Origin of the sequence: Streptomyces sp. 2-1, from assembly GCF_048564895.1 — a bacterium.
Taxonomy (GTDB): Bacteria; Actinomycetota; Actinomycetes; order Streptomycetales; family Streptomycetaceae; genus Streptomyces; species Streptomyces phaeochromogenes.
The window spans coordinates 4,646,105-4,669,507 of the sequence record NZ_CP183383.1 but is presented as its reverse complement, the minus strand read 5'-3'; the positions used below and the strand labels follow the sequence as shown (position 1 = coordinate 4,669,507).

The following is a 23,403-nucleotide window of genomic DNA, read 5'->3' as shown; positions in this document are numbered from 1 at the left end:
AACTCCTGTCGGGGTCTAGGGGGTTCATTTGCCGCCGACTCCCATCAGGCCGCCGACCAGGGCGCGGCGGGCCACCAGGTAGACGGCGAAGATGGGGATGCCGGAGAGGACGACCGAGGCGAGCAGGGCGGGGATGTTCACGCCGAACTGGCTGACGTAGTTGAAGAGTCCGAGGGTCAGGACGCGTGGGCCGTCGGACTGGGTGAAGATCAGCGGGAAGAGGAAGCCGTTCCAGGCCTGGAGCGCGGCGAAGATGACGACCGTGCTGATGCCGCCCTTGGCCAGCGGGATGGCGAGCTGGAACAGCATCCGCTGGGGGGACGCTCCGTCCAGGGCCATCGCCTCGTAGAGGTCCTCCGAGACGTCTCGGAGAGTGCCCACCAGGACCAGTACCGAGACCGGCATCGCGAAGGCCGCCGTCGGCAGGATGACCGCCAACAGGCTGTCGTACAGGTTGAGTTTGGCGATCAGGAGGTAGAGGGGGACCACGACCGCCTGGGCCGGGATCGCCACGCCGAGGAGAAACAGGCGAAAGGCCAGGCCCGACCAGCGGTTGCGGGTGCGGACGGCGACGTACGCGATCGGGACGGACAGGCCGAGGACGATGGCCACGACCGCGACGGCCACGATCGCGGTGTTGCTGAGCAGATGGCCGAAGCCGCTGTTCAGCACGGTGTTGTAGTTGTCGAGCGTCGGACTCGTGGGCGGGTTCAGCGGGTTGCCGGTGAGTGCCTTGTCCTGGCTGGTGAGCGAGGCCGACAGCATCGCGTAGATCGGGACGAGGACGATCGCGAGCCAGATGACCGAGCCGAGGCCGGAGACGGGGTTGCCGCGCTTCGTCCAGTGCTTGCGGCGGCGTTGCGGGGGCGGTGGCGTGGGACGCTCCTCGGTCTTCGGGGGACGCGGACGCGGCAACGTATCGTGTGACACTCCGTCACATCCCTTCGCGGGTGCTGCGCATGCTGCCGAAGCCGGTCAGCCGCACGAGGATCAGGGACAGCCCCGTGGCGGCCACCACCAGGAAGGACGCGATGGCGCTCGCGTAGCCGAAGTCGTAGCTCTTGAAGCCCGCCTCGTACATCAGGTACGGCAGGATCGCCGTGTCGGTGCCCGGGCCGCCCTTGGTGAGGATCAGCACGGTCTCGAAGTACGTGAGCGAGCCGACGACCAGCAGCACGGTGGACGTCGTGACGGTGTGCCGCAGCTGCGGGAGCGTGATCGAGAAGAACTGGCGGTAGCGGCCCGCCCCGTCGATCGCCGCCGCCTGGTAGAGCACCTCGGGTATCTGACGGGCCCCGCCCTGGTAGATCAGGGTGTGGAAGGGGATGAACTGCCAGCCGCCGACGAAGACGATCGCGAGGAACGCGCCGCTGGAGGAGCCGAGGATGTTCTCCTGGATGATGCCGAAGTTCGGGTCGAGCAGGGCGTAGAAGAGCAGCGCGATCGCCGTCGAGGAGAGCAGGAACGGCACGAAGAAGATCGCGGACAGGACCGCCCGGTTGCGCTGGCGGCCCGCCGCCCAGACGCCGAGCAGCAGCGCGATCACCGTCTGGAAGACCCAACTCGCCGCCGTCAGCAGGACGGTGAGCCACAGGGACTGGACCATGCGGTCGTCATTGAGCAGCTTCCGCCAGTTGTCCAGGCCGACGGGCTGCGGGTCGCCCAGGCCGTCCCAGCTGGTGAAGGAGAGGTAGAAGGCCAGGCCCATCGGGACCACGGCGAAGAACGCGAAGAAGAGGACACCGGGCAGGGCCCAGGCGGCGTGCGGGCGGCCGACCGTGGAGGACTTGGACGACCTGGACGACCTGGCGGGTGGGGCGGACGTGTTGGCTGTCGGTTCGGTGGGGCGGGCCTTCGTAGGGCTCGGTGCGCTCGATGGGCTCGGTGCGCTCACTTCAGCTCCTTGAGCGCGGACACGAACTGGCTCGGCGAGGACTTCCCGACGAAGAGCTTGTTGATCTCGGTGAGCATCGGGGTCGCGATGTCCGCGCCCAGCGCCTGGTCCCAGGAGAGCGTGAAGGCGGGCGCCTTCTCGACCATCTCGTACTGGAACGTGGCGAACTCCGGGTTGGGCGAGGCCTCCAGCAGCTTGGCCGCGTTGGCGGTCGTCGGGATGTCGCCGTTGGCCACCAGAGCCTTCGCGTACGCCTCCGAGGCGCAGTCCTTCAGGAAGGCGATCGCGGCGTCCTTGTTCTGCGTACGGGAGTTGACGGACCAGTAGTTGGTGGGGTTGCCGACGACGTTGCGGATGTCGCCCGTGCCGCCCTCGACCGTGGGGAACGCGCACCAGCCCAGGTTGTTCTTCGCGAAGGACGGGAACTTGCCGAGCTGCGTCGAGTACTCCCACGAGCCCATCAGGTGCATCGCCGCCTTGCCCTTGGCGAAGACGGCCGGGGCGCCGCCGTTGACGTACGACACCGAGCTGAACTTCGAGCCGAACGCGCCGTCGTCGATGAGTTCCTTGACGGTCTCGGCGGCCTTGAGGACGGCCGGGTCGCCCCAGGCGGACGCGTCGCCGCCCTGGATCTTCGCGAAGACCTCGGGGCCGCCGATGCGGTCGACGAGGTACTCCAGCCACATCAGCTCGGTCCAGGTGTCGGCGCCGCCGAGCGCGAACGGGGTGATCTTCGCGGCCTTCAGCTTGGCGTTGATCTCCTGCAACTCGGCCCAGGTGGTGGGCGGTTGGAGCTTGTGCTCGGCGAAGACGGACTTGTTGTAGAAGAGGATGACCGGCTGCATGCCGCGCATCGGTATGCCGTAGTTGCGGCCGCCGAGTCCGCCGGCCGCGAGTACGGAGGGCAGGAAACCGCCCTTCAGGACCGGGTCGCCCTCGATGGTGTCGGTCAGGTCGATGAGCTGGTTGGCCTCCTGGTACGCCTTGATGGAGCCGCCGCCCCAGTTGAAGAAGACGTCCGGGGCGCTCGGGGAGCCCATCGCCGTGCGCAGCTTGGCCGAGTAGTCCGAGCCCGGGACCTTCTCCAGTTTCACCTTGCCCTTGGCCGACTTGCTCGCGGCGGACTTGTTGAAACGGTCGACGGCCGCCGTCTGGACCTTCACCGCGTCGTCCCCGTACACCATGGCGGTGATCGTGCCGCCGCCCCCGCCGGAACCGTCACCCGAGCCGCAGGCGGTCAGACCAGTGGTGAGCAGGGTGGTGGCACCGGCGCCGAGGACCCAGCGCCTGCTGAACGTCCTGCTGGCGAACGTCCCGCCGCCCAGGCTCCCGGGACTCTCGTCCGTGGGCTGCCCGCCCGTGGGCCGTCCGCCGTTGGACCGCCCGCTGATCGACTCCATGACAGCACCTCTTTTTGTACTCGTTTTTGGACTCGCGACACGAATGTTTCGGAAGGCACTTCGAATGTTCCGGGAACGTATGGCTGTCGAAGGGCTTCGTCAAGAGGTTGCGCAGGGATACGATCCGGTCCATGACTCGCCCGAATCCCGCTGTAGCCCAGTCGGCGACACTCGCCGAGATCGCCCGCGAGGCGGGAGTCTCCGCTCCGACTGTTTCGAAGGTGCTCAACGGCCGTGCCGATGTGGCCCCCTCGACCCGCACCAGGGTCGAGGAACTGCTGCGCAACCACGGCTATCGGCGCCGGCGGGCCGAGGCGTCCCGGTCGCCGCTGATCGACCTCGTCTTCCACGAACTGGAGAGCGCGTGGGCGATGGAGGTCATCCGGGGCGTGGAGAACGTGGCGCGGGACGAGGGGCTGAGTGTCGTCCTCTCCGAGAGCGCGGGCCGTCTCACGCCCGGGCGCACCTGGGCCGACCAGGTCGCCGCCCGCCGCCCGCACGGGGTCGTCCTCGTCCTGAACGGGCTGGACGAGTCCCAGCGGGCGCTGCTCACCAGCCGCTCGATCCCGTTCGTGGTGGTCGACCCGGCGGGCGACCCGGGCGACGACGTGCCGTCCGTGGGCGCCACCAACTGGCAGGGCGGCCTCGCGGCCACCCGTCACCTCGCCGACCTCGGCCACCGGCGCATCGGCGTGATCAGCGGACCCTCACGGATGATGTGCAGCCGCGCCCGGCTCGACGGCTACCGCGCGGCGCTCGACACGGCCGGGCTGCCGGCCGACCCCGCGCTGATCCGCACCGGCGACTTCCACCACGAGAGCGGCTACCGGGAGGGTCTTGAGCTCCTGAAGCTCCCCGACCGTCCGACGGCCGTCTTCGCGGGCAACGACCTCCAGGCCCTCGGCCTGTACGAGGCCGCGCGCGAGCTGGGTCTGCGCGTACCGGAGGACCTCAGCATCGTCGGTTTCGACGACCTGCCGGTGGCCCGCTGGGTCGGCCCCCCGCTGACCACCGTCCGCCAGCCGCTCACGGAGATGGCCGAGGCGGCGGCCCGGCTCGTCCTCGACCTGGGCCGTGGCGAGCGCCCCTCGGCGGCGACCCGGGTGGAACTGGCCACGAGCCTGGTGGTGCGCAGCAGCACGGCGGCGCCGGCGGGGGAGGGGCGGGCGGCGTACTTCGGGGCGCGGTGATCGAACCGGGCCGTGAGCCGGGCCCGGTCGGCGCTTCGAAACTTTCGAAGACTTTCGGCGGGGTGCCGTCCGCTCCTTACCGGCAGCTGAGAAGACCCAACGAAATATGAGAGTTTGACTAGGAAAACCGGGAAGTGGTTCCTCGTTGTAATAATTCGGACTTACGTTCCTGTCTGTGAGCGGAGAAGACGAGCACGGGGGCGGGGGCGCCGAGACACCTGGCGCGGGGCGGCAACGATCCAGACGGGCACGGCTGTTCAGGGCCGCGGGAATCGCACTCGGCTGCGCCCTGGTCGTATCGCTGGCCGGTGCGGCATGGGCGTACTGGCATCTGAACCAGAACATCAAGAGCGTCGACATCGACAGCGCGCTCGGCGACAACCGCCCGGCGAAGTCGATGACGACACCGAGCCCCTACGGCGCGGCCTCCCCCTCCCCGCTCCCGAGCGGCGCGCTCAACATCCTGGTCCTCGGCTCCGACTCGCGGGACGGCAAGCGGAACAAGGAACTCGGCGGCGGCGCCAGCGGCGGGGCCCGTTCCGACACCGCGATGGTCATCCACCTCGACGAGGGCCGGACGAAGGCGACCGTCGTGAGCATCCCGCGCGACACTCTCGTCACGCGCCCCTCCTGCCCGCGGGAGTCCGGCGGTTCGACATCGGTGTCGTACGGCGCGATGTTCAACACCGCGTACTCGGTCGGCGGGCCCGTCTGCGCGGTCAAGACCGTGGAGTCCATGACGAACGTCCGCATGGACCACTACATCGAGATCGACTTCGCGGGCTTCGCCGATCTGGTGGACGCGCTGGGCGGGGTCACGGTGACCACGGACGAGGACATCTCCGACGAGGACAGCCACCTCGAACTGGACGCGGGCACCCACCACCTCGACGGTACGAAGGCCCTGGCCCTCGCGCGCACCCGGCACGGCATAGGCGACCAGAGCGACCTCGGCCGCATAGGCCTCCAGCAGCAACTGGTGAAGGCCCTCCTCGACCAGGTCGACTCCACGAACCTCCTCACCAACCCCACCCGCCTCTACCGCGTCGCCGACGCCCTCACCGACAGCCTCACCACGGACACCGGCCTCAACTCCCTCACCGAACTCATGAGCCTCGGCCAGAGCCTGAAGTCCCTCTCCTCCACCACGACGGAGACGGTGATGATGCCGGTGGTCCCGGCCCCGTCCGACCCCAACCGGGTGGTGGCGAACGAGCCGGAGGCGAGCGAGCTTTGGGAGTCGTTGCGGTGAGGTGCTTCTAGCGGGTGGGAAGGGGGCGCCTGCGTCGAGGTCGCCCTCCACCTCGGCGCCATTCACATCCGGGACTCGAAGCTCAACCCGATCGATGGCGCCCCCGAGTTGACCGTCCCCGCCTCCGCGTGGGCGGAGTTCGTCGCGCACGTCGGGGCTTGAGCTTCGGGGGTCGGGATTCGAGACCCTTTTTGTAAGGAATGGGTGGGTGGCTCAACCCACCCTCCCTCCCTTGTGGCCGGCTGAGGCGGGCTCAAGTGGCGCCCGGGCCAGGGGAGATGACTTTTTGTGATCGGGTCGCGGCGGAGCGTGGCGGGCGTGTAGCGTGCGCCCAAAGAAATGACCCCCGTGGGTGTTAGAGCACCGCGCGGGGGTCTGACCAACTAGATCGAGGACAAGTCGATCCATGGCTACCGCCCAGCTTAGTGCTGCCCCGCGCCCCTCCGCCCATCCCATGGCCAATCCGGGGTACGGGAAGAAGTCCGCGCCCGACCAAGAGCCCCGTACCGGGCGGGACTTCGTACATCTGCCCGCCCGTGAAGCGTCGATCGCCGGGTATCTCGACCGGCTCGACGACGAGGCGGACATGTCCATCAAGACCCTCGCCAAGCATCTGCCCTACGGACAGTGCGCCATCGGGACCGCCCTCAACAACCTCTCTGCGGCCGGGCACGTGCGGCGCGTACGACGGCCCGTCACCGTCGACGGCTGTCCGCGGTGGGTCTGGCACACCTTCTTCTCGCGGACGGCACGCGATGACGCCTGGTGGGGCTCCTTCCTCGGCGGGGAGGTGCCGGTCACAGAGCCCTCGCGGGCGGCGCGGTCCGGCGCGTACGGCGTGCTCGCGCGGCTCGGTCGTATCGACGCCCGGCTCACGCTCTCCGCCGCCGAGTGCGGGGCGCTGGAGGAACAGGCCGCCGAGTGGTTCGCGCGGGGCGCGGGCGAGGCGCAGCTCGTGCAGGCGGTGATCGCTGGGCTTCCGGAGCGGGTGGCGCATCCGTACGGGTTCGTACGGGCTCGGCTGCTGGGGAAGCTGCCGCCGGAGCCGGTCGTAACGCGGGCCCCGCGGTACGAGGTGGTGTGCACGGCGTGTGGTGAGCCCGGTGACGGGGGTGAGATGCGGGGCGGGTTGTGCGGCGGCTGCTGGGGAGGTCGGCCCGGGCTCGCGTCGGAACACGTCCACGCCCGTGCGGGGCAGGTGCGCGCCGCCCTGCGCACCGGGCGACGTACAGGGAGTACAGAGAACGGAGCACGCGCATGACGACCTTGCAGCACGGTCCGCCCGCGAGCGGGGCAGGATGGAGGGAAGGAGGCGACGCAATGACCCCCATGACTTCCGATCAGCCCCAGATGCTCGTCGAGGAATTCGAGGAGCTCGCCCGCCATGCGCCGGAAACGGTGGCGCTGGAGTTCTTGAACGGAAAGGTTGGGGTCAAGCCCATGCCGGACGGCAATCATGGGACGATCGTCGCCTGGCTTCTCCAACGATGTATGCAGCATCGTCCTGACCTGTTCCTTTTCCCGGAACAGGGGCTCAAGGTCGAGGCGTACCGCAATGGGAGGGCCCGCCCGGACGGGTCGCTGGCGCCGCAGACGTTCTTCGCGGGCAAGGGTGAGTGGTCAGAGCCCGAGGGAGTGCTGATGGTCGTCGAGGTCACGTCCCGTGACAGCGACGCGAACCGGCGTGACCGGATCGAGAAGCCAACGGGCTACGCGACCACAGGTATCCCCGTCTACCTGCTGATTGATCGCGAGGCAGCGACTGTCACCGTCCACTCGGAGCCGAAAGGCGGCAGGTACCGCTCCGGCACCCCACAACCGTTCGGCACCGTGATCGAGCTGCCGAACCCTGTCGGCTTCACCCTGGAGACCGAGAAGCTCAAGGACTTCGCTGACTGATGTGACCGCGTGGCTTCCCTACCTGTGGAAACGGCCTCGGCGGAAATTCTCCCGAAGAAGTTCGGCGAGCGTGTCGATCCCGCCGTCCGCCGTTCGACGCATGGGTGAGAGGGAAGGTGGGACAAGCCCCGCCCCCGTACCGAGAGACTCAGGGAGTCACCATGCCCCGCTACCTGTCGATGATCCGTATCGATGAGCAGAACGCGCCCGCCGAGGGGCCCAGCGACGAGCTCATGGCGCGGATGGGGGAGCTGATCGAGGAGATGACGAAGGCCGGGGTGCTGCTGGACACCTCCGGGCTGAAGCCGACCGCGGAGGGGACGCGGGTGCGGTGGGAGGGCGGGGAGATGTCCGTCACCGACGGGCCGTTCACCGAGGCCAAGGAGGTCGTCGGCGGGTACGCGATGCTGCAGGCCAAGGACAAGGCCGAGGCCGTCGAGTGGACCAAGCGGTTCCTCCAGATCCACGAGGCCCACTGGACGGTGACCTGCGAGGTACGGGAAATCGTCGAGGGCTGAGCCTTGGTCGTACGGCTCCGGGGGTGTCTGATGGTGGAGCGTGACACCAGAGCCATCGGCGGACGCCCCCGCCCACGCCATCGAGACCGTCTTCCGTATCGAGTCGCCCCGCATCATCGCCGGGGTCGCGCGCATCGTGCGGGACGTCGGGATCGCGGAGGAGCTGGCGCAGGACGCGCTGGTCGCCGCGTTGGAGCAGTGGCCCCGGGAAGGGGTGCCCGGCAATCCCGGGGCCTGGCTGATGGCCACGGCCAAGCACCGGGCGATCGATCTCGTACGGCGGCGTGAGCGGTACGCGCGCAAGCTCGTGGAGATGGGGCGGGACCTGGAGACGTCCGCCCCACACGGGCACATCGACGAGCCGGCCGATCCCGACGACATCGACGACGACCTGCTGCGACTCGTCTTCACCGCGTGCCATCCCGTGCTGTCCGCCGAGGCCCGGATCGCCCTCACCCTGCGGCTGCTCGGCGGGCTGACCACCCTCGAGATCGCCCGCGCCTACCTCGTCCCGGAGGCGACCGTCGCCCAGCGCATCGTGCGCGCCAAGCGGACGCTCGCCGTGAAGGCCGTCGCCTTCGAGGTGCCGTACGGGCCCGAGCGCGAGGCCCGGCTCGGGTCCGTACTCGAAGTCATCTACCTGATCTTCAACGAGGGGTACGCCGCCACCGCGGGCGACGACCTGCTGCGCCCCGCCCTCTGCGAGGACGCCCTCCGACTCGCCCGTGTGCTCGCCGAGTTGATGCCCAAGGAACCCGAAGTGCACGGGCTGGCCGCCCTGTTGGAGATCCAGGCGTCCCGGTCCGCCGCGCGCACCGGGCCGTCGGGCGAGCCCGTACTCCTGAAGGACCAGCAGCGCTCCCGGTGGAACCGGCTCCTCATCCGCCGAGGGTTCGCCGCCCTCGCCCGTGCGGAGGCCGTGTCCACGGGGGGCGGGCCCGGGCCGTACGTGCTGCAGGCCGCCATCGCCGCGTGCCACGCCCACGCCTATTCGTACGAGGAGACCGACTGGGCGCGGATCGCCACGCTGTACGGGCTGCTCGCCGTCCGGACTCCCTCTCCGGTCGTCGAGCTGAACCGGGCCGTCGCCGTGTCCATGGCCGAGGGCCCCGAGGCCGGGCTCGCCATCGTGGACGCGCTCGTCGACGAACCGGCCCTGCGGGGCTATTACTTGCTGCCCAGCGTGCGGGGGGATCTGCTGGTGCGGCTCGGGAGGGTGGGGGAGGCGCGGGGGGAGTTCGAGAGGGCGGCTTCGTTGACGCGGAACGAGAGGGAGCGGGGGCTTTTGTTGGGGCGGGCGGAGGAGTGTGGGTAGCTCCGCCGGTTCGCATCGCCTGTTGGCTTCCCCTGTTGGCTCCGAGGGATCGCTTCACTGGGCGTGGGGTTTGGAGGCTGCGGGTGGGTGGGGGCCGGGTGTGCCCACGCGGCGGAGCCGCAAAATGTCACGGCCCCGCGCCCCTTGCGGGGCGGGGGTTGCCGTCGCTCGAACGGCGTACTCACCGAGACCCCGTTCCGCCCCCGTGCCACGGTGGGGATACCTGTCGCCACCACCGGACCCGGGAGCGTCGTCATGGCAGATCTGCAGGACGAACTGCACGCAACCACCGAGGTCGGCGAGCTGGATCGCCCCGATGTCGTGGCCGATGTCGAGGCCGATGCCGAGTTCGAGTTCGAGCCGGGTGCTCTTGAGGACGAGCGGGGTCTCGCGGTCGATGCCGGACCCGAGGCGGGCGAGGGGGACGCGGCCGAGGACCCTCTCGTCCGCGCGCACGCCCTGCTCGCCGCCCACCCCGTCGCCGACGGCTACAGCGGTCTGCCGTGGGCGCTGCGGCACCTGCCCTGGTACGACCTGGAGCTCGGCGAGAGCACGATAGACACGGATGTGCCCCGGCTGAGGGAAGGGCACGTGGGGGCGTTGTTCTGGTCGCTGCATCTGCCCGACGGTCTTGTCGGCGAGCGGGCTGTCGGGGCCACGCTGGAGCAGCTCGACCTGGTGAGGACCGTGGTGGAGGCGCACCCGGAGGGCCTGCGGATGGCGCACAGCGCGGCGCAGGTCACGGATGCCAGGAACTGCGGGCGGGTCGCCGTGCTGCTCGGCCCCGCGGGCGCCGCCGCGCTGGACGACTCGCTGGGCATCCTCCGCGCGCTGCACTCCCTCGGCCTGCGCGTCCTCACCCTCTCCGGCGCGTCCTGGGCCGGCGAGAACGGGCTGACCAGGTTCGGTGAGGAGGTCGTACGCGAGACGAACCGCATCGGCGTACTCGTCGACCTGTCCGGAGCCTCCGACGCGACCGTCAGCCGTGCCCTCACCATCTCCAAGTCCCCGGTCGTCTTCACCCGCTCCGCCGCCCGGGCCCTGCGCCTCCACCCGGCGAACCTCCCCGACGACGTCCTCGTCGAGCTCGGCATGACCAAGGGCCTGTGCCTCGTGCCGCTCACCTCCGAGCAGACGGGTCCGTCGGTACGGGACGTCGCGGACCACCTCGACCACGTACGCGCGCTCGCGGGGCCGGAGTGCGTCGGCCTCTCGGGGACGTACGACTCCGGGGCCGCGCATCCCCAGGACCTGTCCGACGCGTCGGGGTATCCGCGCCTCATCGCCGAACTCCTCGGCCGCGGCTGGTCGGAGTCCGATCTCGCCCTGCTCACCTGGGGCAACGTCCAACGCGTCCTGCGCACCGCGGACTTCACGGCTCGCGCGGCCCGCAACCGCCGCGAGCCGTCCACGGCGAAGATCGCCGAGATGGACGGGTAGCCTCCGGCGGTTGGCGGTTGGCGGTTGGCTGGCGGGTGCGGGTGCGGGTGCGGGTGCGGGTGTGCGGATGCCGGTGCGGGTGGGCGGGGGCTGAGTGCGCAGTTCCCCGCGCCCCTGAAAGCACCGGCCGCGGCCCCCAAAAGTGCCAGCCGTGGCCCCTCAAAGCACCCGCCTCGGTCCCCAAAAGCGCCCGCCTCGGCCCCCGCTTCGCCTCAGCAGGCGCAGAGGCAGAACGGGTGCCCGGCCGGATCCGCGTACACCCGCCACCCCCGCCCCCGATCCGCCGCTTCGAGCACGGTCGCGCCCAGCGCCAGGACCTCCTTCTCCGCCGCGTCCAGGTCCTCGACCGTCAGGTCCAGATGGAACTGCTGGGAGCCGTCGGGTGCGGGCCACTTCGGCGGTACGTGGCCGGGGGCTGCCTGGAACGCCAGCGCCCGTCCGTCGGGCAGCCGCAGGTCGACCCAGTCGGCCTCCCCCTCGGTCTCGACGGTGCCGCCCAGCACCTCGGCGTAGAACGAAGCGAGTGTGCGGGGGTCGGGACAGTCCAGAACGACGGTGCCCAGTTCGGCGACAGCCATGACTTCCTCCTCGGTCGTTACTCGTTACCTTCACAGGCGATCAATCGGTAACCGTTACCGCATGCTGCCCCAATGGAGGTAACGACGCAAGGGTGGGGGTGCGGTGAGTGTTCCGGCGGTGACAATCTCGATGGACGTCACATGTACCTCTCGGGTAACTTTCCGGCGGGGGTTTGATCACTGATGCCCCCTCAGCTTTCACTGATCCTTCGTTTTCCTTCGCATCTCGTCTCTGGGGGACTGTTCATGATGAAGTCGCGGCTCGGCGTGCTGGCGATGACGGGCGCTGCCACCGTCGCCATGATGGGGCTCTCCACCGGTACGGCGCAGGCGGGCATCGCGGGGTACAACCTCTGCGCCCAGGCCACGGGTTCCGTCTACAACTCGCTGTGTCTGTACTACAACTCCAACCAGGAGGGCTCGTTCGCCGCGTTCACGCGCAACGTCGCCGACCTGGACCCGTGGATCTTCGGCCACATCGGCACGCCCAACAGCGCCGGCCAGGGCCAGGGCGTCAAGAACAACGCGGCCAGCGCCGCCAACCCGGGCAGCAACTGCTGGCGCGTGTACTTCAACAGCAACTACGCCGGTGCCAGCGACTACATCGGCGACAGCGGCTACCGCCAGCTCGTCTCCACGTACAACGAGAACGCCTCCGTGAAGGCGTGCTGACGACCCGATGAGACGACCACTCCCGCGGGCCACGTACTCCGTGGTGCTGATGTCCGCCCTCGCCGCGGGACTGCTCAGCGGCTGCTCGACCAGTGGGACGCCGGGCGACTCGGAGCCCTCCGGCTCCGCGAAGGCGGAGGCCGAGGCTCAGGCCCCGGCCTCTGTCGAGTCGCTCGGCTTCACCCCGCGACGCCTCGATCTCCCCGTGTACGACTACCAGTTGAGCCCCTCGCAGTACGCGAAGGTCGCCGAGGCGAAGCAGGTCCTCGTCACCGCCTGCATGAAGCGGTACGGATTCTCCTGGAGCGCCCCGACCCCCACGATTCCCCGCCAGGACCGCAGGTACGGGGTCATCGATCTCCGCGCCGCACAGCGGTACGGCTATCACCTGCTGCCCACGGACAGCTCGGTCGCGGCGGAGTCCGGAGCCGCGACCCCCTCCAAGGAGGAGATGGCGGCCCTGACCGCCGGACAGCTGCTCGACGGCGACACCGGTGAGTCCCGCCTCGCCGCCGGGTACGACGCCCCGGTGAAGCGGGTCCGCGGCAAGGCGGTGCCGCCCGGCGGCTGCGCGCAGGAGGCCGAGCGGAAACTGCTGGGCCGGGACGACCTGCGCTCCGAGGCCGGGGTGGTGAGCCGGATCAACACCGAGTCGTTCAGCTCGTCCATGAGCACCCCGGCCGTGAAGGCGGTCTTCGCCAAGTGGTCCTCGTGCATGAAGAAGGCCGGGCACGACTTCGCCGACCCGCTCAAGAGCATCGGGTCCGCCGATCTGAACGTACCCGCCGCGCCGAAGGCCGAGACCGCGCTCGCGACCGCGGACGTGAAGTGCAAGGAGTCGGTGGACCTCGTCGCCGTCTGGAGCCGTGCGGAGGCCTCCATCCAGCGCGGGATGATCAAGAAGGAGGCGTCGGCGACGGCGGCACAGCGTGCCGACAACGCGACGCGACTGCGCAACGCGGAGGCGGTCGTCAAGAAGTCCGGCTGACCGGCTGACCGGCTGAGCGGCTGAGCTGCGACGGCCGCCGGTGGCCGGTCGCCGGCAGTCACCGGCCGCGGTTACCGTATGGCTGCCACCGGAGGTAACGTCGCCGGTATGAACGACCGCGCGCCCGCACCCGGCGGGCTGGCCCTGCTCCAGTCCCTGGTGAACACCCTGGACATCGAGACGGGTACCGACGCCCTGGACACGGTGGAGGGGCGCGCCGGGCTGGGCCTGGCGACGGCCGATGTGGAGGCCGCGCGGGAGCTGCGTGAGTCGCTGCGGGCCGTCTGTCTCGCGCACGCGGGGCATCCGGGACACCGGGAGGTACGCCCCCTCGACGAGCTGCTCGCTTCGGCCCCGCTCGTCGTCACCGTCTCTGCGGCGGACGGCTCCGCGAGCCTCCGGCCGGCAGACCCGGCCGCCCTCACCTCCCGGGTCGCCGCGGCCGTCGCCGAGTCCCTCACCGCCGGCACCTGGCTCCGTCTCAAGGCCTGCGAGGCGCCGGACTGCCACTGGGCGTACTACGACCGCAGTCCGGCGGGGCGCGGCCGTTGGTGCTCGATGTCCGTCTGCGGGGCACGGGCGAAGATGCGCCGCTACCGAGCCAAGTAGCCTCCGGACTCTCCGGACTCTCCGGACTCTCCGGCCCGGACTCTCCGGCTACGGAGAGTCCCGGCCCTCCCTCGCCGCCGAGCGCGAACCCACCAGCAGCAGGCACAGCACGGCCACTCCCGCCACCACACCCGCCAGGACGAGCAGGCCGTCGAGGGGGCGGGCGGAGGCGGTCGGTTCCATGGCCTGCGGGGTCGCCGCCGGACCTGCTGCCGAAGGAGCCGCCGCGGCCGCCGGGGCCGAAGTGGGCGGTGCGGAGGGGGACTTGGTGGCAGTCGGCGCCTTGGAACGCCCAGCCGCAGAGGCCGCCGAAGTCGTCGGAGCCGTGTGGTGCCCGGTCCCGGTCCCTGACCCGGACCCGGTGCCTGTTCCGGCCCCAGTCCCGGCTCCCGTCCCGGACCCGTGATCGTCCGATCCCGTGTGCGTATGGGTCGGAGCCGCGGGAGTCGGTGCCGCCTGGACCACGATCCGGGCCGTCATGTCCGGGTGCACGGTGCAGTAGTACCCGTACGACCCGGCCGTCGTGAACGTGAAGCTCCAGCTCTGCCCCTTCTGCAGCATCGGAGAGTGGACGGAGGCCGGGCCGGAGGTGGTCTTCACGTCGTGCGGGGCCGTGTCCTGGTTGGTCCAGGTCACCGTGGAGCCCACCGGGACGGTGAGAGTCCCGGGCCCGAACGCGTACCCCTTCATCGCCACCCGGTAGGTGGCCGCCGATGCGGGCCCGGGCGCCGCCCACAGCAGCAACAGCGGTACCAGCAGGACGAGTACGGAGAGTGCTGAGAGTACGGAGAGCGGGGAGCGTACGGCGAACGTGGCGGGCCCCGGCGGCACGTGCCGCCCCCGCCACCCCGCGCTCACGCGAACTCCGCGGCGAGCAGCAGCCGCAGCCGGGTCGCCGGGCGGGACCACGGCAGCCGGAAGCCGGTCGCGCGCCGGAGCAGCCGGTACGAGAGCCGGGTCGAGCCCACCACCAGCAGCCGGCCCTCGGCGCACCTCACCACGCGCAGACGCAGCAGGACCGGGAACGCGACACCCCGTACGTCGAGGTCGGCGAGCAGTTGCAGGTGCCGCCCGTCGGCCAGGGGTTCCACGTGCTCGGAGACCAGGGAGGCCTTCATCGTGCCGGCGAGGTCGAAGCGGAACACCGGCCGCGCGCCTTCGGAATCGGACATGGACTCCGATTCCGGGATCGGGACCGTGAGCGATGCCCCGGTCAGGGTGACGCGGCGCCGCAGGGTCGCCAACGGGCCGTAGTAGGCGGTGAGTTCGGCGAAGGAGCGGCCGGGTGCGACGGCGTACCGGCCGGGCGGTGGGGAGACGGTGGGCAGGGTGACGGTCGTCATCCTGGTTCTCCTTCCGAGGAGAAACAGAGCGGGGGGAGAATGAACGCCGGACGCCGGGCCGGCCGACTGAGCCTCGGCCGGCCCGGCGTCCTCCTGTGGCGGCGGTACCGCATGGATCAGCGGTCCGCCGGGATCGGCGGTGCCGCCGGGGTCAGCAGTTGCTGGTCAGATAGCCCGTCGTGGGGGCGAGCAGGTGCTCGGCCCAGACCGTGTGCATCTTCACGTAGCTGTCGACGTTGAGCAGATCGGTGATCTGCTGGCCGAGCGACTCCTCCAGATGTGCCGAGTTGACGTGCTGGAGCAGCACCCCGAGGGTGTCGTCGACGACCGCGCCCCCGCCTTCCGTGGCGGGCGTGAGGATGCTCTCGACCCAGACGGTGTGCATCTTGATGTACGAGTCGAGGGCCAGGGCGTCCTGCACCTGCTCACCCGGCGAACGCTCCAGGTGCGCGGCGTTGAGGTGCTGCAGGATCGGCAGCAGTACGTCCTGGACGCTGGCGCACTGCTCGTCGCCGCCGTCCCCACCGCCCGTGCTGCCACCGGTGCTGCCACCGCTGGTTCCGCCGGAGCTGCCTCCGGACGTGCCACCGGTGTCACCCCCGCTGGTACCGCCCGTGCCGGAGCCCCCGGTCGAGCCCCCCGACGTACCGCCGGAGGAGCCGCCCGTGGAGCCGCCGGACGTACCGCCGCTCCCGGAACCACCGGTGGACCCGCCGGTGGACCCACCCGTGGACCCGCTGTCGTCCGCGACGACCTTCACGGACGCCACCATGTCCGGGTGCACCGCGCAGTAGTACTCGTACGTCCCCGCCGTGGTGAAGGTGTACGACCAGGAGTCGCCCTTCTCGAGGGTGCCCGAGTCGAACTTCTTCGGGCCCTTGGTGGTGGTGACGGTGTGCGGGGCCGTGTCGTGGTTGGTCCACTGGACGGTCTCGCCGACCTTGACGACCAGCTGCTTCCCGTCGCCGAACTTGTTGCCCATGATGTCGACCTGGTGGTCGGCAGCGGCGGCTGCCGCGGGCCGGGCCTCGGCCGCCGCGGCTGCGGGCGCCTGAGCCGCGCCCGCCGCCGTGTCGGTCGTCGACGCCGAACCGGCCGTCGCCTGAAGCAGCCCCAGGCTGAGCACCGCCGCGAAGGCGGCGCCGAGTCCGGCGACCAGCAGGGCGCGGTTCCCGGCGGGCGCCCGGCGGCGCCGTTCGCCGGTGTCTTTACTGCGCATAAACGCAACTCCCTTGTCTGTGAGGGGATTTCGGGGTTTTCAGGGGAGGTCAGCGGCCGGGGTCGGCCGTGACCAGGAGACTCGTCACGGCGAGCACGACGAGGACGAGCCCCGTCTCCGCCGCGACCGAGTAACCGAAGGGCCGCACGGTGGCGGCCTCGCCGCGCAGCAGCACGGCGAGTTCCAGACGCGTACGCACCCACTGACGGCTGCGCCACGCGGCGAACAGAACGAGGGCCAGCACACCGGTCTTGACCAGCAGCAACTGCCCGTAGGAGGTGTGCAGCAGGGCGTCGTACGAGCCCACGACCTGCCAGGCCAGCACCAGCCCGGCCACGGCGATCGCTGCCACCGACGCGCCCGCGAGCTTCGAGTAGCCGGGCACGACCAGCGCCAGCTCGTCGGGGTCCCGGCGCGGCAGCACGGCCACCGCGAGCATGGCCAGACCGCCGATCCACAGACTCGCCCCGAGCAGATGCACCAGGTCGGCCAGCGCGCCCCAAGTCGGCTGCGTGCCCTCGGAGTTGTGGCCAGTCATCCCGGTCGCGCGCAGCAGCCCGAGCGACACGGCGAGGGCACCCACCCGCCAGCCGGGCGAGCGTGCCGTACGGCCGCCGCCCTGGAGCAGCGCGCTCAGCACCACCGCGGCGAGCACCCACAGCAGCCCGCGGGCGGCGAGCGCGAGGCCCGGCCCGGTGGTGAGCACATTCGCGTACACCGACGCCGACAGCGCGTCGCGGATTCCGCCCAACTCGGCGTACGCGCCCTGCAGTCCGAGCGCCACGACCGTCGAGAGCAGCCCGCAGGCCCAGACGAGGGCGAGCATCGCCCGGGCCCGCGGCTCACCCGCCCCGCGCGGCCAGAGCAGCGCGACGAACGCGATGCCGCCGATGAACAGGGCCAGCGAGAGATAGCCGGCCCAGCGAGCGGCGACGAGGCCGTGCCGCACCGAGGGGGAGGGCGCGGGTGCGGCCTCGGCGCCGCGGTCCTGGGCTGCGGCGGGCCCCGCTGCCGTACCGAAGCCGAACGTCAGCCGGCCGGAGGACGCGTGCCCGTCCTCCTCGTCGATGACGGACCAGGTGAGAGCGAGTTCACCGGTCTTCGGAGCCACCTCGGGGAGCGCGGCCTGCACGGTGTCGTCGCCACCTCGCGGGGCGCGGGAGACGGGGAGCCGGTCGCCGTCGAGCGTCATCACGCGTACGTCGGACAGCTCGACGGGCTCGTCGAAGGTGAGGGTGAGGTGGGCGGGAGCCTTGCCGAGTTCCGTGCCGTCCTTGGGAGTCGATCGGACCAGCTCGGTGTGGGCGGAGGCGGGCGCCGCGCCGGCGAGGACGTACAGGAGGGCGGTGAGGAGGACGAGGAGGGGAGCGAGGAGTCGGGGTCGGGACGTCACGGGGTGGCCTCCGCGTCGTCCGGGGCCGAGAGGAGGCCCGGCGTGGCGACTCCGACGCAGAGGGAGGGTGTCGGCCCGGGGGTCGGTTCCGCGCCGCCCACGAGGTCGAGGGCCTGGCCCGTGAGCCCGGCGATCCCGGTGAGCAGGGGCTGTACGAGGTGTACGTCGCCGTCGTCGCAGGAGTCGTCGGCCGGGGGCTCCTCGCCCGCGGAGCCGGAGGGGGAGGGCGTGGGGGTGGGAGTCGGCGTCGTGCCCTGCCCGCCGTGACCGTCATGGCCGCCGGCACCGGACTCCCCGCTCCCCGTGCCGCTCCCGCTGCCGGTTCCGGTCCCGTGCCCGGCATGGCCGCTGCCCCCGATCGGTACGACACCGGTGCCGATCGGCAACTCGCCCGCTCCGACCGGGACTTGGGGCACGGGCGCGGCTCCCTCCGGCGCGTCCTCGCCCGGCGCCGGAGTCGTACTGGGCGGTGCCGTCGCCGCGGGCGGTGACGTGGGCGGCACGGCGGCCTGTGCCGGCCCCGACGACGGCGGGGCGCCGATCCCCGAGGCGTAACCGAGCACGATCAGCACGGCGCCCACGAGCGCGCCCGCGACCACCTCGTCGCGGTGATCCCTCGGCCAATCCGCCCTGTTGAACAGGGGCATGATCACTCCTGGCATGGTCCGGTCATTCAGATCGGTGAATGCGGACCAGTGGAGTGGGAGCCGAATTCCGCGCGGCTACGCGTTGGTTAATCGCCTGTTGCCTGCCTCTCATCCAGGGGTGCCCCTGCTGTGAGAACGGGCTACAACGACGTCATTCCGCGCATTGCGACTGTGAAGAACTGGCGTGCGGGGCACGGCAATTCCACCACATCGCTCGAATGCGATTCGAACCAATTGGAGAGAAGAAGTGCAGGGCTGCGCCCGGCGAACAATAAGCCGCAGCGCCGACTCAGGCGGCCGGTCGCCCCATCGCCCGGTACGTCCAGCCCGCGGCCCGCCACACGGCGGGATCGAGCGCGTTGCGGCCGTCCAGTACGACGCGGTCCGTCACGGACTCGCCGAGCGCCGCCGGGTCCAGCTCGCGGAACTCGCTCCACTCGGTGAGGTGCAGGACGGCGTGGGCGCCGCGTACGGCCTCCGCGGCCGTCTCCGCGTACGCCAGTGTCGGAAAGAGGCGTCGGGCGTTGTCCATGCCCTTGGGGTCGTAGACCGTGACCTGGCCGCCCTGCAGATGAATCTGTCCCGCGACGTTCAGCGCGGGCGAATCCCGGACGTCGTCCGAATCCGGCTTGAACGTCGCGCCGAGCACCGCGATCCGCTTCCCGAGGAACGATCCGCCGCCCAGTGCCTCACGGGTCATCTCCACCATCTGACCGCGGCGCCGCATATTGATGGAGTCGATCTCGCGCAGGAAAGTGAGTGCCTGGTCGGCGCCCAGTTCACCGGCGCGTGCCATGAACGCGCGAATGTCCTTGGGGAGGCAGCCGCCGCCGAAGCCGATGCCCGCGCGCAGGAACTTCTTTCCGATCCGGTCGTCGTAGCCGATCGCCTCGGCGAGCTTCACGACGTCGCCGCCGGCGGCCTCGCAGACCTCGGCCATCGCGTTGATGAAGGAGATCTTGGTGGCGAGGAAGGAGTTCGCGGCGGTCTTCACCAGCTCGGCGGTCGGGAAGTCGGTCACCACGAAGGGCGCGCCCTCGCCCAACGGCGTGGCGTACACCTCGCGCAGCAGCTTCTCGGAGCGCTCGCTGCGGACGCCGACCACGATGCGGTCGGGGTGCAGGGTGTCCTGGACGGCGAGGCCCTCGCGCAGGAACTCGGGGTTCCAGGCCAGCTCCACTTCCTCGCCGGCGGGGGCGAGCTCGACCAGCGTGCGGCCCAGCCGCTCGGCCGACCCCACGGGCACGGTGGACTTGCCGACGACGAGGGCGGGGCCCGTGAGGTGGGGCGCGAGCGAGGCGAAGGCGGCGTCGACGTACGACATGTCGCACGCGTACTCGCCGTGCTTCTGCGGGGTGTTCACGCAGACGAAGTGGATGTCGCCGAACGCCGCGACCTCGGCCCAGTCCATGGTGAACCGCAGCCGCCCGCTGGACCCCTCGATACCGGCGACGTGCTTGGCCAGCAGCTCTTCGAGACCCGGCTCGTACATCGGGACCTCGCCCCGCTGGAGCATCTCGATCTTCTCGGGTACGACGTCGAGTCCCAGCACCTCGAACCCGAGCTCGGCCATGGCCGCGGCGTGCGTGGCGCCGAGGTAGCCGGTGCCGATCACGGTGATCTTGAGGGCCATGGATGCTCCAGTAGGTGTCCGTCAGGTATCCGTCAGATGTGCGCCCGCAGCGCGTCTCGAGTGCGCTGACCGAGCATAGTCGGGGCTTGTTCGAGTGCTTCACCGGGCAGTTTCCCTCTTGTCGCCAAGCTCACGTATCACTCCCGTGGGCGGGCCCCTAAAATTTGAGTTACTTAACGGTAATTAGCGTCAGCATCACAGCGTCTTTGGAGCGTGAGAGACCTTGGCCGGATCGGCTGATTTCGACCTGTACCGCCCGTCCGAGGAGCACGGCATGCTCCGTGACGCGATCCGCTCACTGGCCGAGGCGAAGATCGCGCCGTACGCCGCCGTGGTGGACGAGGAAGCCCGGTTCCCCCGGGAGGCGCTGGACGCCCTGGTCTCCTCCGACCTGCACGCCGTGCACGTACCGGAGTCGTACGGCGGTGCGGGCGCGGACGCGCTGGCCACGGTCATCGTGATCGAGGAGGTGGCGCGGGTCTGTGCCAGCTCCTCCCTGATCCCCGCGGTGAACAAGCTGGGCTCGCTCCCGGTGATCCTCTCCGGCTCCGAGGACCTGAAGAAGAAGTACCTGGGCCCGCTGGCCAAGGGCGACGGCATGTTCTCGTACTGCCTCTCCGAGCCGGACGCGGGCTCGGACGCGGCGGGCATGAAGACCAAGGCGGTCCGCGACGGCGACTTCTACGTCCTGAACGGCGTGAAGCGCTGGATCACCAACGCGGGCGAGTCGGAGTACTACACGGTGATGGCCGTGACCGATCCCACGAAGCGCTCCAAGGGCATCTCGGCCTTCGTCGTCGAGAAGTCGGACGAGGGTGTCTCCTTCGGCGCCCCGGAGAAGAAGCTCGGCATCAAGGGCAGCCCGACGCGCGAGGTCTACCTCGACAACGTTCGCATCCCGGCCGACCGCATGATCGGCGAGGAGGGCACGGGCTTCGCCACCGCGATGAGGACCCTGGACCACACCCGCATCACGATCGCCGCCCAGGCCCTCGGCATCGCCCAGGGCGCCCTCGACTACGCCAAGGGCTACGTCCGGGAGCGCAAGCAGTTCGGCAAGGCGATCGCCGACTTCCAGGGCATCCAGTTCATGCTCGCCGACATGGCCATGAAGATCGAGGCCGCCCGCGCCCTGACGTACCAGGCCGCGGCGAAGTCCGAGCGCGGCGACAGCGACCTCACCTTCCAGGGCGCGGCGGCCAAGTGCTTCGCCTCGGACGTCGCCATGGAGGTCACCACGGACGCCGTCCAGCTCCTCGGCGGCTACGGCTACACCCGCGACTACCCGGTCGAGCGCATGATGCGCGACGCCAAGATCACCCAGATCTACGAGGGCACGAACCAGGTCCAGCGCATCGTGATGGCGCGCAACCTGCCGTAACGCCCCGCCGCCGTACGTCGAAGGCCCCCGGCGTCATGCCGGGGGCCTTCGCGTCTCGCCGCGGTACGGCTCGGGACCGGGTCAGTTCCCCGACACCGTCACCTTCTCGTCGTTCTTCAGCTGGTTCACCAGGGTCTTGACCTTGGCGGTGTCCCACTGGAGGTTGCCGTTGGCCGAGTTGCCGGAGATCGGCATGTTCATCGACTTGCCTTCACCGCCGGTGATGCCCTTCATCGCCCAGAACATCGAGGCGAGGTTCCAGAGGGACATGTCCTTGTCGACGGTGAGGGTGTCGAGGCCGGCGCCCATGGTCGGGTAGAGCTTGAAGGGGTTGAGGATCGTGGACGGCGTCGCCGTCTGGCTCGCCAGGGCCGCGAGGAACTTCTGCTGGTTCTTCGTACGGTCCAGGTCGCTGTTGGCGAACGCGTACCGCGTACGGACGAAGGCCAGGGCCTGCTCGCCGTTCAGGGTCTGCTTGCCCGCCTTGAAGTCGGCGCCGGACTTGTCGTCCTTGAAGGCCTTGGGGATGTCCATCTCGACACCGCCCACCGCGTCGACGATCTTCGCGAAGCCGCCGAAGCCGATCTCCGCGTAGTGGTCGATGCGCAGACCGGTGTTGGCCTCGACGGTCCGCACGAGCAGCTCGGGCCCGTCCTCCGCGTACGCCGCGTTGAGCTTCACCTGACGGCCGGTGCCCGGGAAGGTCTTGCCGGACTCGGAGCCCTTGAACGTGGGGATCGTCACGTTCGAGTCGCGCGGCAGCGAGATCATCGTGTTCCCGTTGTCGCCGACGTGCAGGATCATCATCGAGTCCGTGCGCTTGCCCTCGGCGGAGCCGGTGTGGAGCTTCTTCTTCTCCTCGGCGGACATGCCCTCGCGGCTGTCGGAGCCGACGATCAGGTAGTTCGTGCCCTCGCCGCCGTCGGGCCGGTCGATCACCTTAGACAGGTCGACCTCGCGCTTGAGCTTCGAGTCGGCCCAGAAGTACGTACCCACGGAGACCACGACCAGCACGGTGACCACCGTGATCGCGGTCCACTTGATCCGCTTGCGCCAGTTCGGCGCGGGCCGCGGACCCCGTCCACGGCCGCCCGGAGGCTCCTGCGGACCGCCGCCGCCCGGCGAGCCGTAGACCTGTCCGGTGTTGTAACCGTCGTAGGCGTCCTCGCCGTAGCCGTCCGTGTACGTCGGCTGGGGCGGGACTCCGCGCGACGGCGCCGAGGGGCGTGGACCGGCCCCCGAGCCGCGCTGCACCTGTCGCATCACACGGGCGCCCTCGGGCTCGGCGCCTGTGCTGCCGCGGCCGTGCCGGTCGCCGCCGTTGTGTCCCTGGGGCCAATCGCTCATGGGCCCAGTGTGCAGGGTCCCACTGTGTGCCATACAAGGGTCTTCGGAAAATCGCACCAGGGCTGTTGCAGAGCTGATGCAAAGCAACCCTTGCGAGTGCCCGGCATAAGGTGGTCGGCATGACAGACCAGGCCCGTACCCCGGAATCCGATATTCCGGGCAAGCCGACTTCGGCGTCCCGAACCACCCTCAGCCACATCATGACGCACAACGACACCAACCTTCTGGGCACGGTGCACGGTGGCGTGATCATGAAACTGGTCGACGACGCGGCCGGCGCGGTGGCCGGGCGGCACTCCGGCGGGCCCGCCGTGACCGCCTCCATGGACGAGATGGCCTTCCTGGAACCCGTACGCGTAGGCGACCTCGTGCATGTGAAGGCACAGGTGAACTGGACGGGTCGTACGTCGATGGAGGTCGGCGTCCGCGTTCTCGCCGAGCGTTGGAACGAGTCCACGCCGCCTCAGCAGGTCGGCTCGGCCTACCTGGTCTTCGCCGCGGTGGACGCCGATGGGAAGCCCCGGCGGGTACCTCCGGTGCTGGCGGAGAGCGAGCGGGACCGGCGCCGCAATCAGGAGGCGCAGATCCGTCGTACGCATCGGCTCGCCCGGCGGCGGGCGATCGTGGAGCTGCGGGAGAAGCGGGCTTCTGAGGGGCTCGACGACTAGGGCCCCTCCGCAACACA

23 protein-coding genes and 1 pseudogene are annotated in these 23,403 nt (G+C 70.2%); 13 read left to right on the top strand and 11 right to left on the bottom strand.

What is annotated here, in order from left to right; all coding sequences use genetic code 11:
* Positions 1-24: 24 nt before the first annotated feature.
* The 3 genes from ACN20J_RS20400 to ACN20J_RS20390 all read right to left on the bottom strand — a co-directional run bounded on the left by ACN20J_RS20400 (position 25) and on the right by ACN20J_RS20390 (position 3,294).
* On the bottom strand, positions 25-930 hold the full coding sequence (locus ACN20J_RS20400) for a carbohydrate ABC transporter permease (protein ID WP_419666483.1): 906 nt from the start codon (positions 928-930) through the stop codon (positions 25-27).
* A 4-nt stretch (positions 931-934) separates the two neighbouring features.
* A complete protein-coding gene (locus tag ACN20J_RS20395) occupies positions 935-1,750 on the bottom strand; it encodes a carbohydrate ABC transporter permease (RefSeq protein ID WP_189845085.1) in 816 nt (271 codons plus the stop codon).
* Positions 1,751-1,890: 140 nt separating this feature from the next.
* The gene (locus ACN20J_RS20390; protein WP_361896223.1) at positions 1,891-3,294 is read right to left on the bottom strand and encodes an ABC transporter substrate-binding protein; all 1,404 of its coding nucleotides are present in this window, start codon (positions 3,292-3,294) and stop codon (positions 1,891-1,893) included.
* Between the two features lie 131 nt (positions 3,295-3,425).
* Between ACN20J_RS20390 and ACN20J_RS20385 the strand changes: the two genes are divergently transcribed.
* From ACN20J_RS20385 to ACN20J_RS20350, 8 genes and pseudogenes are all read left to right on the top strand, one after another.
* The gene (locus ACN20J_RS20385; protein WP_189845047.1) at positions 3,426-4,484 is read left to right on the top strand and encodes a LacI family DNA-binding transcriptional regulator; all 1,059 of its coding nucleotides are present in this window, start codon (positions 3,426-3,428) and stop codon (positions 4,482-4,484) included.
* A gap of 169 nt (positions 4,485-4,653) precedes the next feature.
* Positions 4,654-5,736: an LCP family protein gene (locus ACN20J_RS20380; protein WP_419668917.1), complete on the top strand. Its 1,083-nt coding sequence runs from the start codon at positions 4,654-4,656 to the stop codon at positions 5,734-5,736.
* A gap of 21 nt (positions 5,737-5,757) precedes the next feature.
* A pseudogene (locus ACN20J_RS20375) lies at positions 5,758-5,898 on the top strand (DUF397 domain-containing protein); the annotation flags it as partial.
* A gap of 244 nt (positions 5,899-6,142) precedes the next feature.
* The gene (locus tag ACN20J_RS20370; protein WP_189845046.1) at positions 6,143-6,997 is read left to right on the top strand and encodes a hypothetical protein; all 855 of its coding nucleotides are present in this window, start codon (positions 6,143-6,145) and stop codon (positions 6,995-6,997) included.
* 59 nt (positions 6,998-7,056) lie between these two features.
* Positions 7,057-7,635: a Uma2 family endonuclease gene (locus ACN20J_RS20365; RefSeq protein WP_189845045.1), complete on the top strand. Its 579-nt coding sequence runs from the start codon at positions 7,057-7,059 to the stop codon at positions 7,633-7,635.
* 161 nt (positions 7,636-7,796) lie between these two features.
* Positions 7,797-8,153, top strand: a complete 357-nt coding sequence (locus tag ACN20J_RS20360; protein WP_055618818.1) for a YciI family protein — start codon at positions 7,797-7,799, stop codon at positions 8,151-8,153.
* Positions 8,154-8,193: 40 nt separating this feature from the next.
* The gene (locus ACN20J_RS20355; RefSeq protein ID WP_419666482.1) at positions 8,194-9,468 is read left to right on the top strand and encodes an RNA polymerase sigma factor; all 1,275 of its coding nucleotides are present in this window, start codon (positions 8,194-8,196) and stop codon (positions 9,466-9,468) included.
* 255 nt (positions 9,469-9,723) lie between these two features.
* Positions 9,724-10,908: a dipeptidase gene (locus ACN20J_RS20350; RefSeq protein WP_189845043.1), complete on the top strand. Its 1,185-nt coding sequence runs from the start codon at positions 9,724-9,726 to the stop codon at positions 10,906-10,908.
* 212 nt (positions 10,909-11,120) lie between these two features.
* Here ACN20J_RS20350 and ACN20J_RS20345 read toward each other — a convergent pair whose 3' ends face one another.
* Positions 11,121-11,486, bottom strand: coding sequence for a VOC family protein (locus tag ACN20J_RS20345; RefSeq protein ID WP_419666481.1), 366 nt, complete (start codon positions 11,484-11,486; stop codon positions 11,121-11,123).
* Positions 11,487-11,732: 246 nt separating this feature from the next.
* Between ACN20J_RS20345 and ACN20J_RS20340 the strand changes: the two genes are divergently transcribed.
* The 3 genes from ACN20J_RS20340 to ACN20J_RS20330 all read left to right on the top strand — a co-directional run bounded on the left by ACN20J_RS20340 (position 11,733) and on the right by ACN20J_RS20330 (position 13,755).
* Entirely contained in the window at positions 11,733-12,158 is a 426-nt protein-coding gene (locus ACN20J_RS20340) for a peptidase inhibitor family I36 protein (protein WP_189845041.1), read from the top strand.
* Positions 12,159-12,165: 7 nt separating this feature from the next.
* Positions 12,166-13,146 (top strand): hypothetical protein, encoded by a 981-nt coding sequence (locus ACN20J_RS20335; protein WP_419666480.1) that lies wholly within the window; start codon positions 12,166-12,168, stop codon positions 13,144-13,146.
* A 108-nt stretch (positions 13,147-13,254) separates the two neighbouring features.
* Entirely contained in the window at positions 13,255-13,755 is a 501-nt protein-coding gene (locus tag ACN20J_RS20330) for a CGNR zinc finger domain-containing protein (protein ID WP_361993767.1), read from the top strand.
* A gap of 48 nt (positions 13,756-13,803) precedes the next feature.
* Here ACN20J_RS20330 and ACN20J_RS20325 read toward each other — a convergent pair whose 3' ends face one another.
* The 6 genes from ACN20J_RS20325 to ACN20J_RS20300 all read right to left on the bottom strand — a co-directional run bounded on the left by ACN20J_RS20325 (position 13,804) and on the right by ACN20J_RS20300 (position 19,990).
* Positions 13,804-14,613: a cupredoxin domain-containing protein gene (locus tag ACN20J_RS20325; RefSeq protein ID WP_419666479.1), complete on the bottom strand. Its 810-nt coding sequence runs from the start codon at positions 14,611-14,613 to the stop codon at positions 13,804-13,806.
* Positions 14,610-15,098 (bottom strand): hypothetical protein, encoded by a 489-nt coding sequence (locus tag ACN20J_RS20320; RefSeq protein ID WP_419666478.1) that lies wholly within the window; start codon positions 15,096-15,098, stop codon positions 14,610-14,612. Before ACN20J_RS20320 ends, ACN20J_RS20325 begins: the two co-directional genes overlap by 4 nt.
* Before the next feature lie 151 nt (positions 15,099-15,249).
* Positions 15,250-16,317, bottom strand: coding sequence for a cupredoxin domain-containing protein (locus tag ACN20J_RS20315; protein ID WP_419666477.1), 1,068 nt, complete (start codon positions 16,315-16,317; stop codon positions 15,250-15,252).
* Positions 16,318-16,366: 49 nt separating this feature from the next.
* Entirely contained in the window at positions 16,367-17,710 is a 1,344-nt protein-coding gene (locus ACN20J_RS20310) for a copper resistance CopC/CopD family protein (RefSeq protein ID WP_419666476.1), read from the bottom strand.
* Positions 17,707-18,357, bottom strand: coding sequence for a hypothetical protein (locus tag ACN20J_RS20305; RefSeq protein WP_189845035.1), 651 nt, complete (start codon positions 18,355-18,357; stop codon positions 17,707-17,709). Before ACN20J_RS20305 ends, ACN20J_RS20310 begins: the two co-directional genes overlap by 4 nt.
* A 289-nt stretch (positions 18,358-18,646) precedes the next feature.
* Entirely contained in the window at positions 18,647-19,990 is a 1,344-nt protein-coding gene (locus ACN20J_RS20300) for a UDP-glucose dehydrogenase family protein (protein ID WP_189845034.1), read from the bottom strand.
* A gap of 223 nt (positions 19,991-20,213) precedes the next feature.
* Here ACN20J_RS20300 and ACN20J_RS20295 point away from each other — a divergent pair, with 223 nt between their 5' ends.
* Positions 20,214-21,371 (top strand): acyl-CoA dehydrogenase family protein, encoded by a 1,158-nt coding sequence (locus tag ACN20J_RS20295; protein ID WP_189845033.1) that lies wholly within the window; start codon positions 20,214-20,216, stop codon positions 21,369-21,371.
* An 81-nt stretch (positions 21,372-21,452) separates the two neighbouring features.
* Here the strand turns inward: ACN20J_RS20295 and ACN20J_RS20290 are convergent, their stop codons facing one another.
* Positions 21,453-22,718: an LCP family protein gene (locus ACN20J_RS20290; protein WP_189845031.1), complete on the bottom strand. Its 1,266-nt coding sequence runs from the start codon at positions 22,716-22,718 to the stop codon at positions 21,453-21,455.
* Between the two features lie 119 nt (positions 22,719-22,837).
* On the opposite strand from ACN20J_RS20290, the gene ACN20J_RS20285 reads away from it, so the two are divergent.
* Entirely contained in the window at positions 22,838-23,386 is a 549-nt protein-coding gene (locus ACN20J_RS20285) for an acyl-CoA thioesterase (protein WP_055616228.1), read from the top strand.
* The last annotated feature ends 17 nt before the right edge of the window (positions 23,387-23,403 follow it).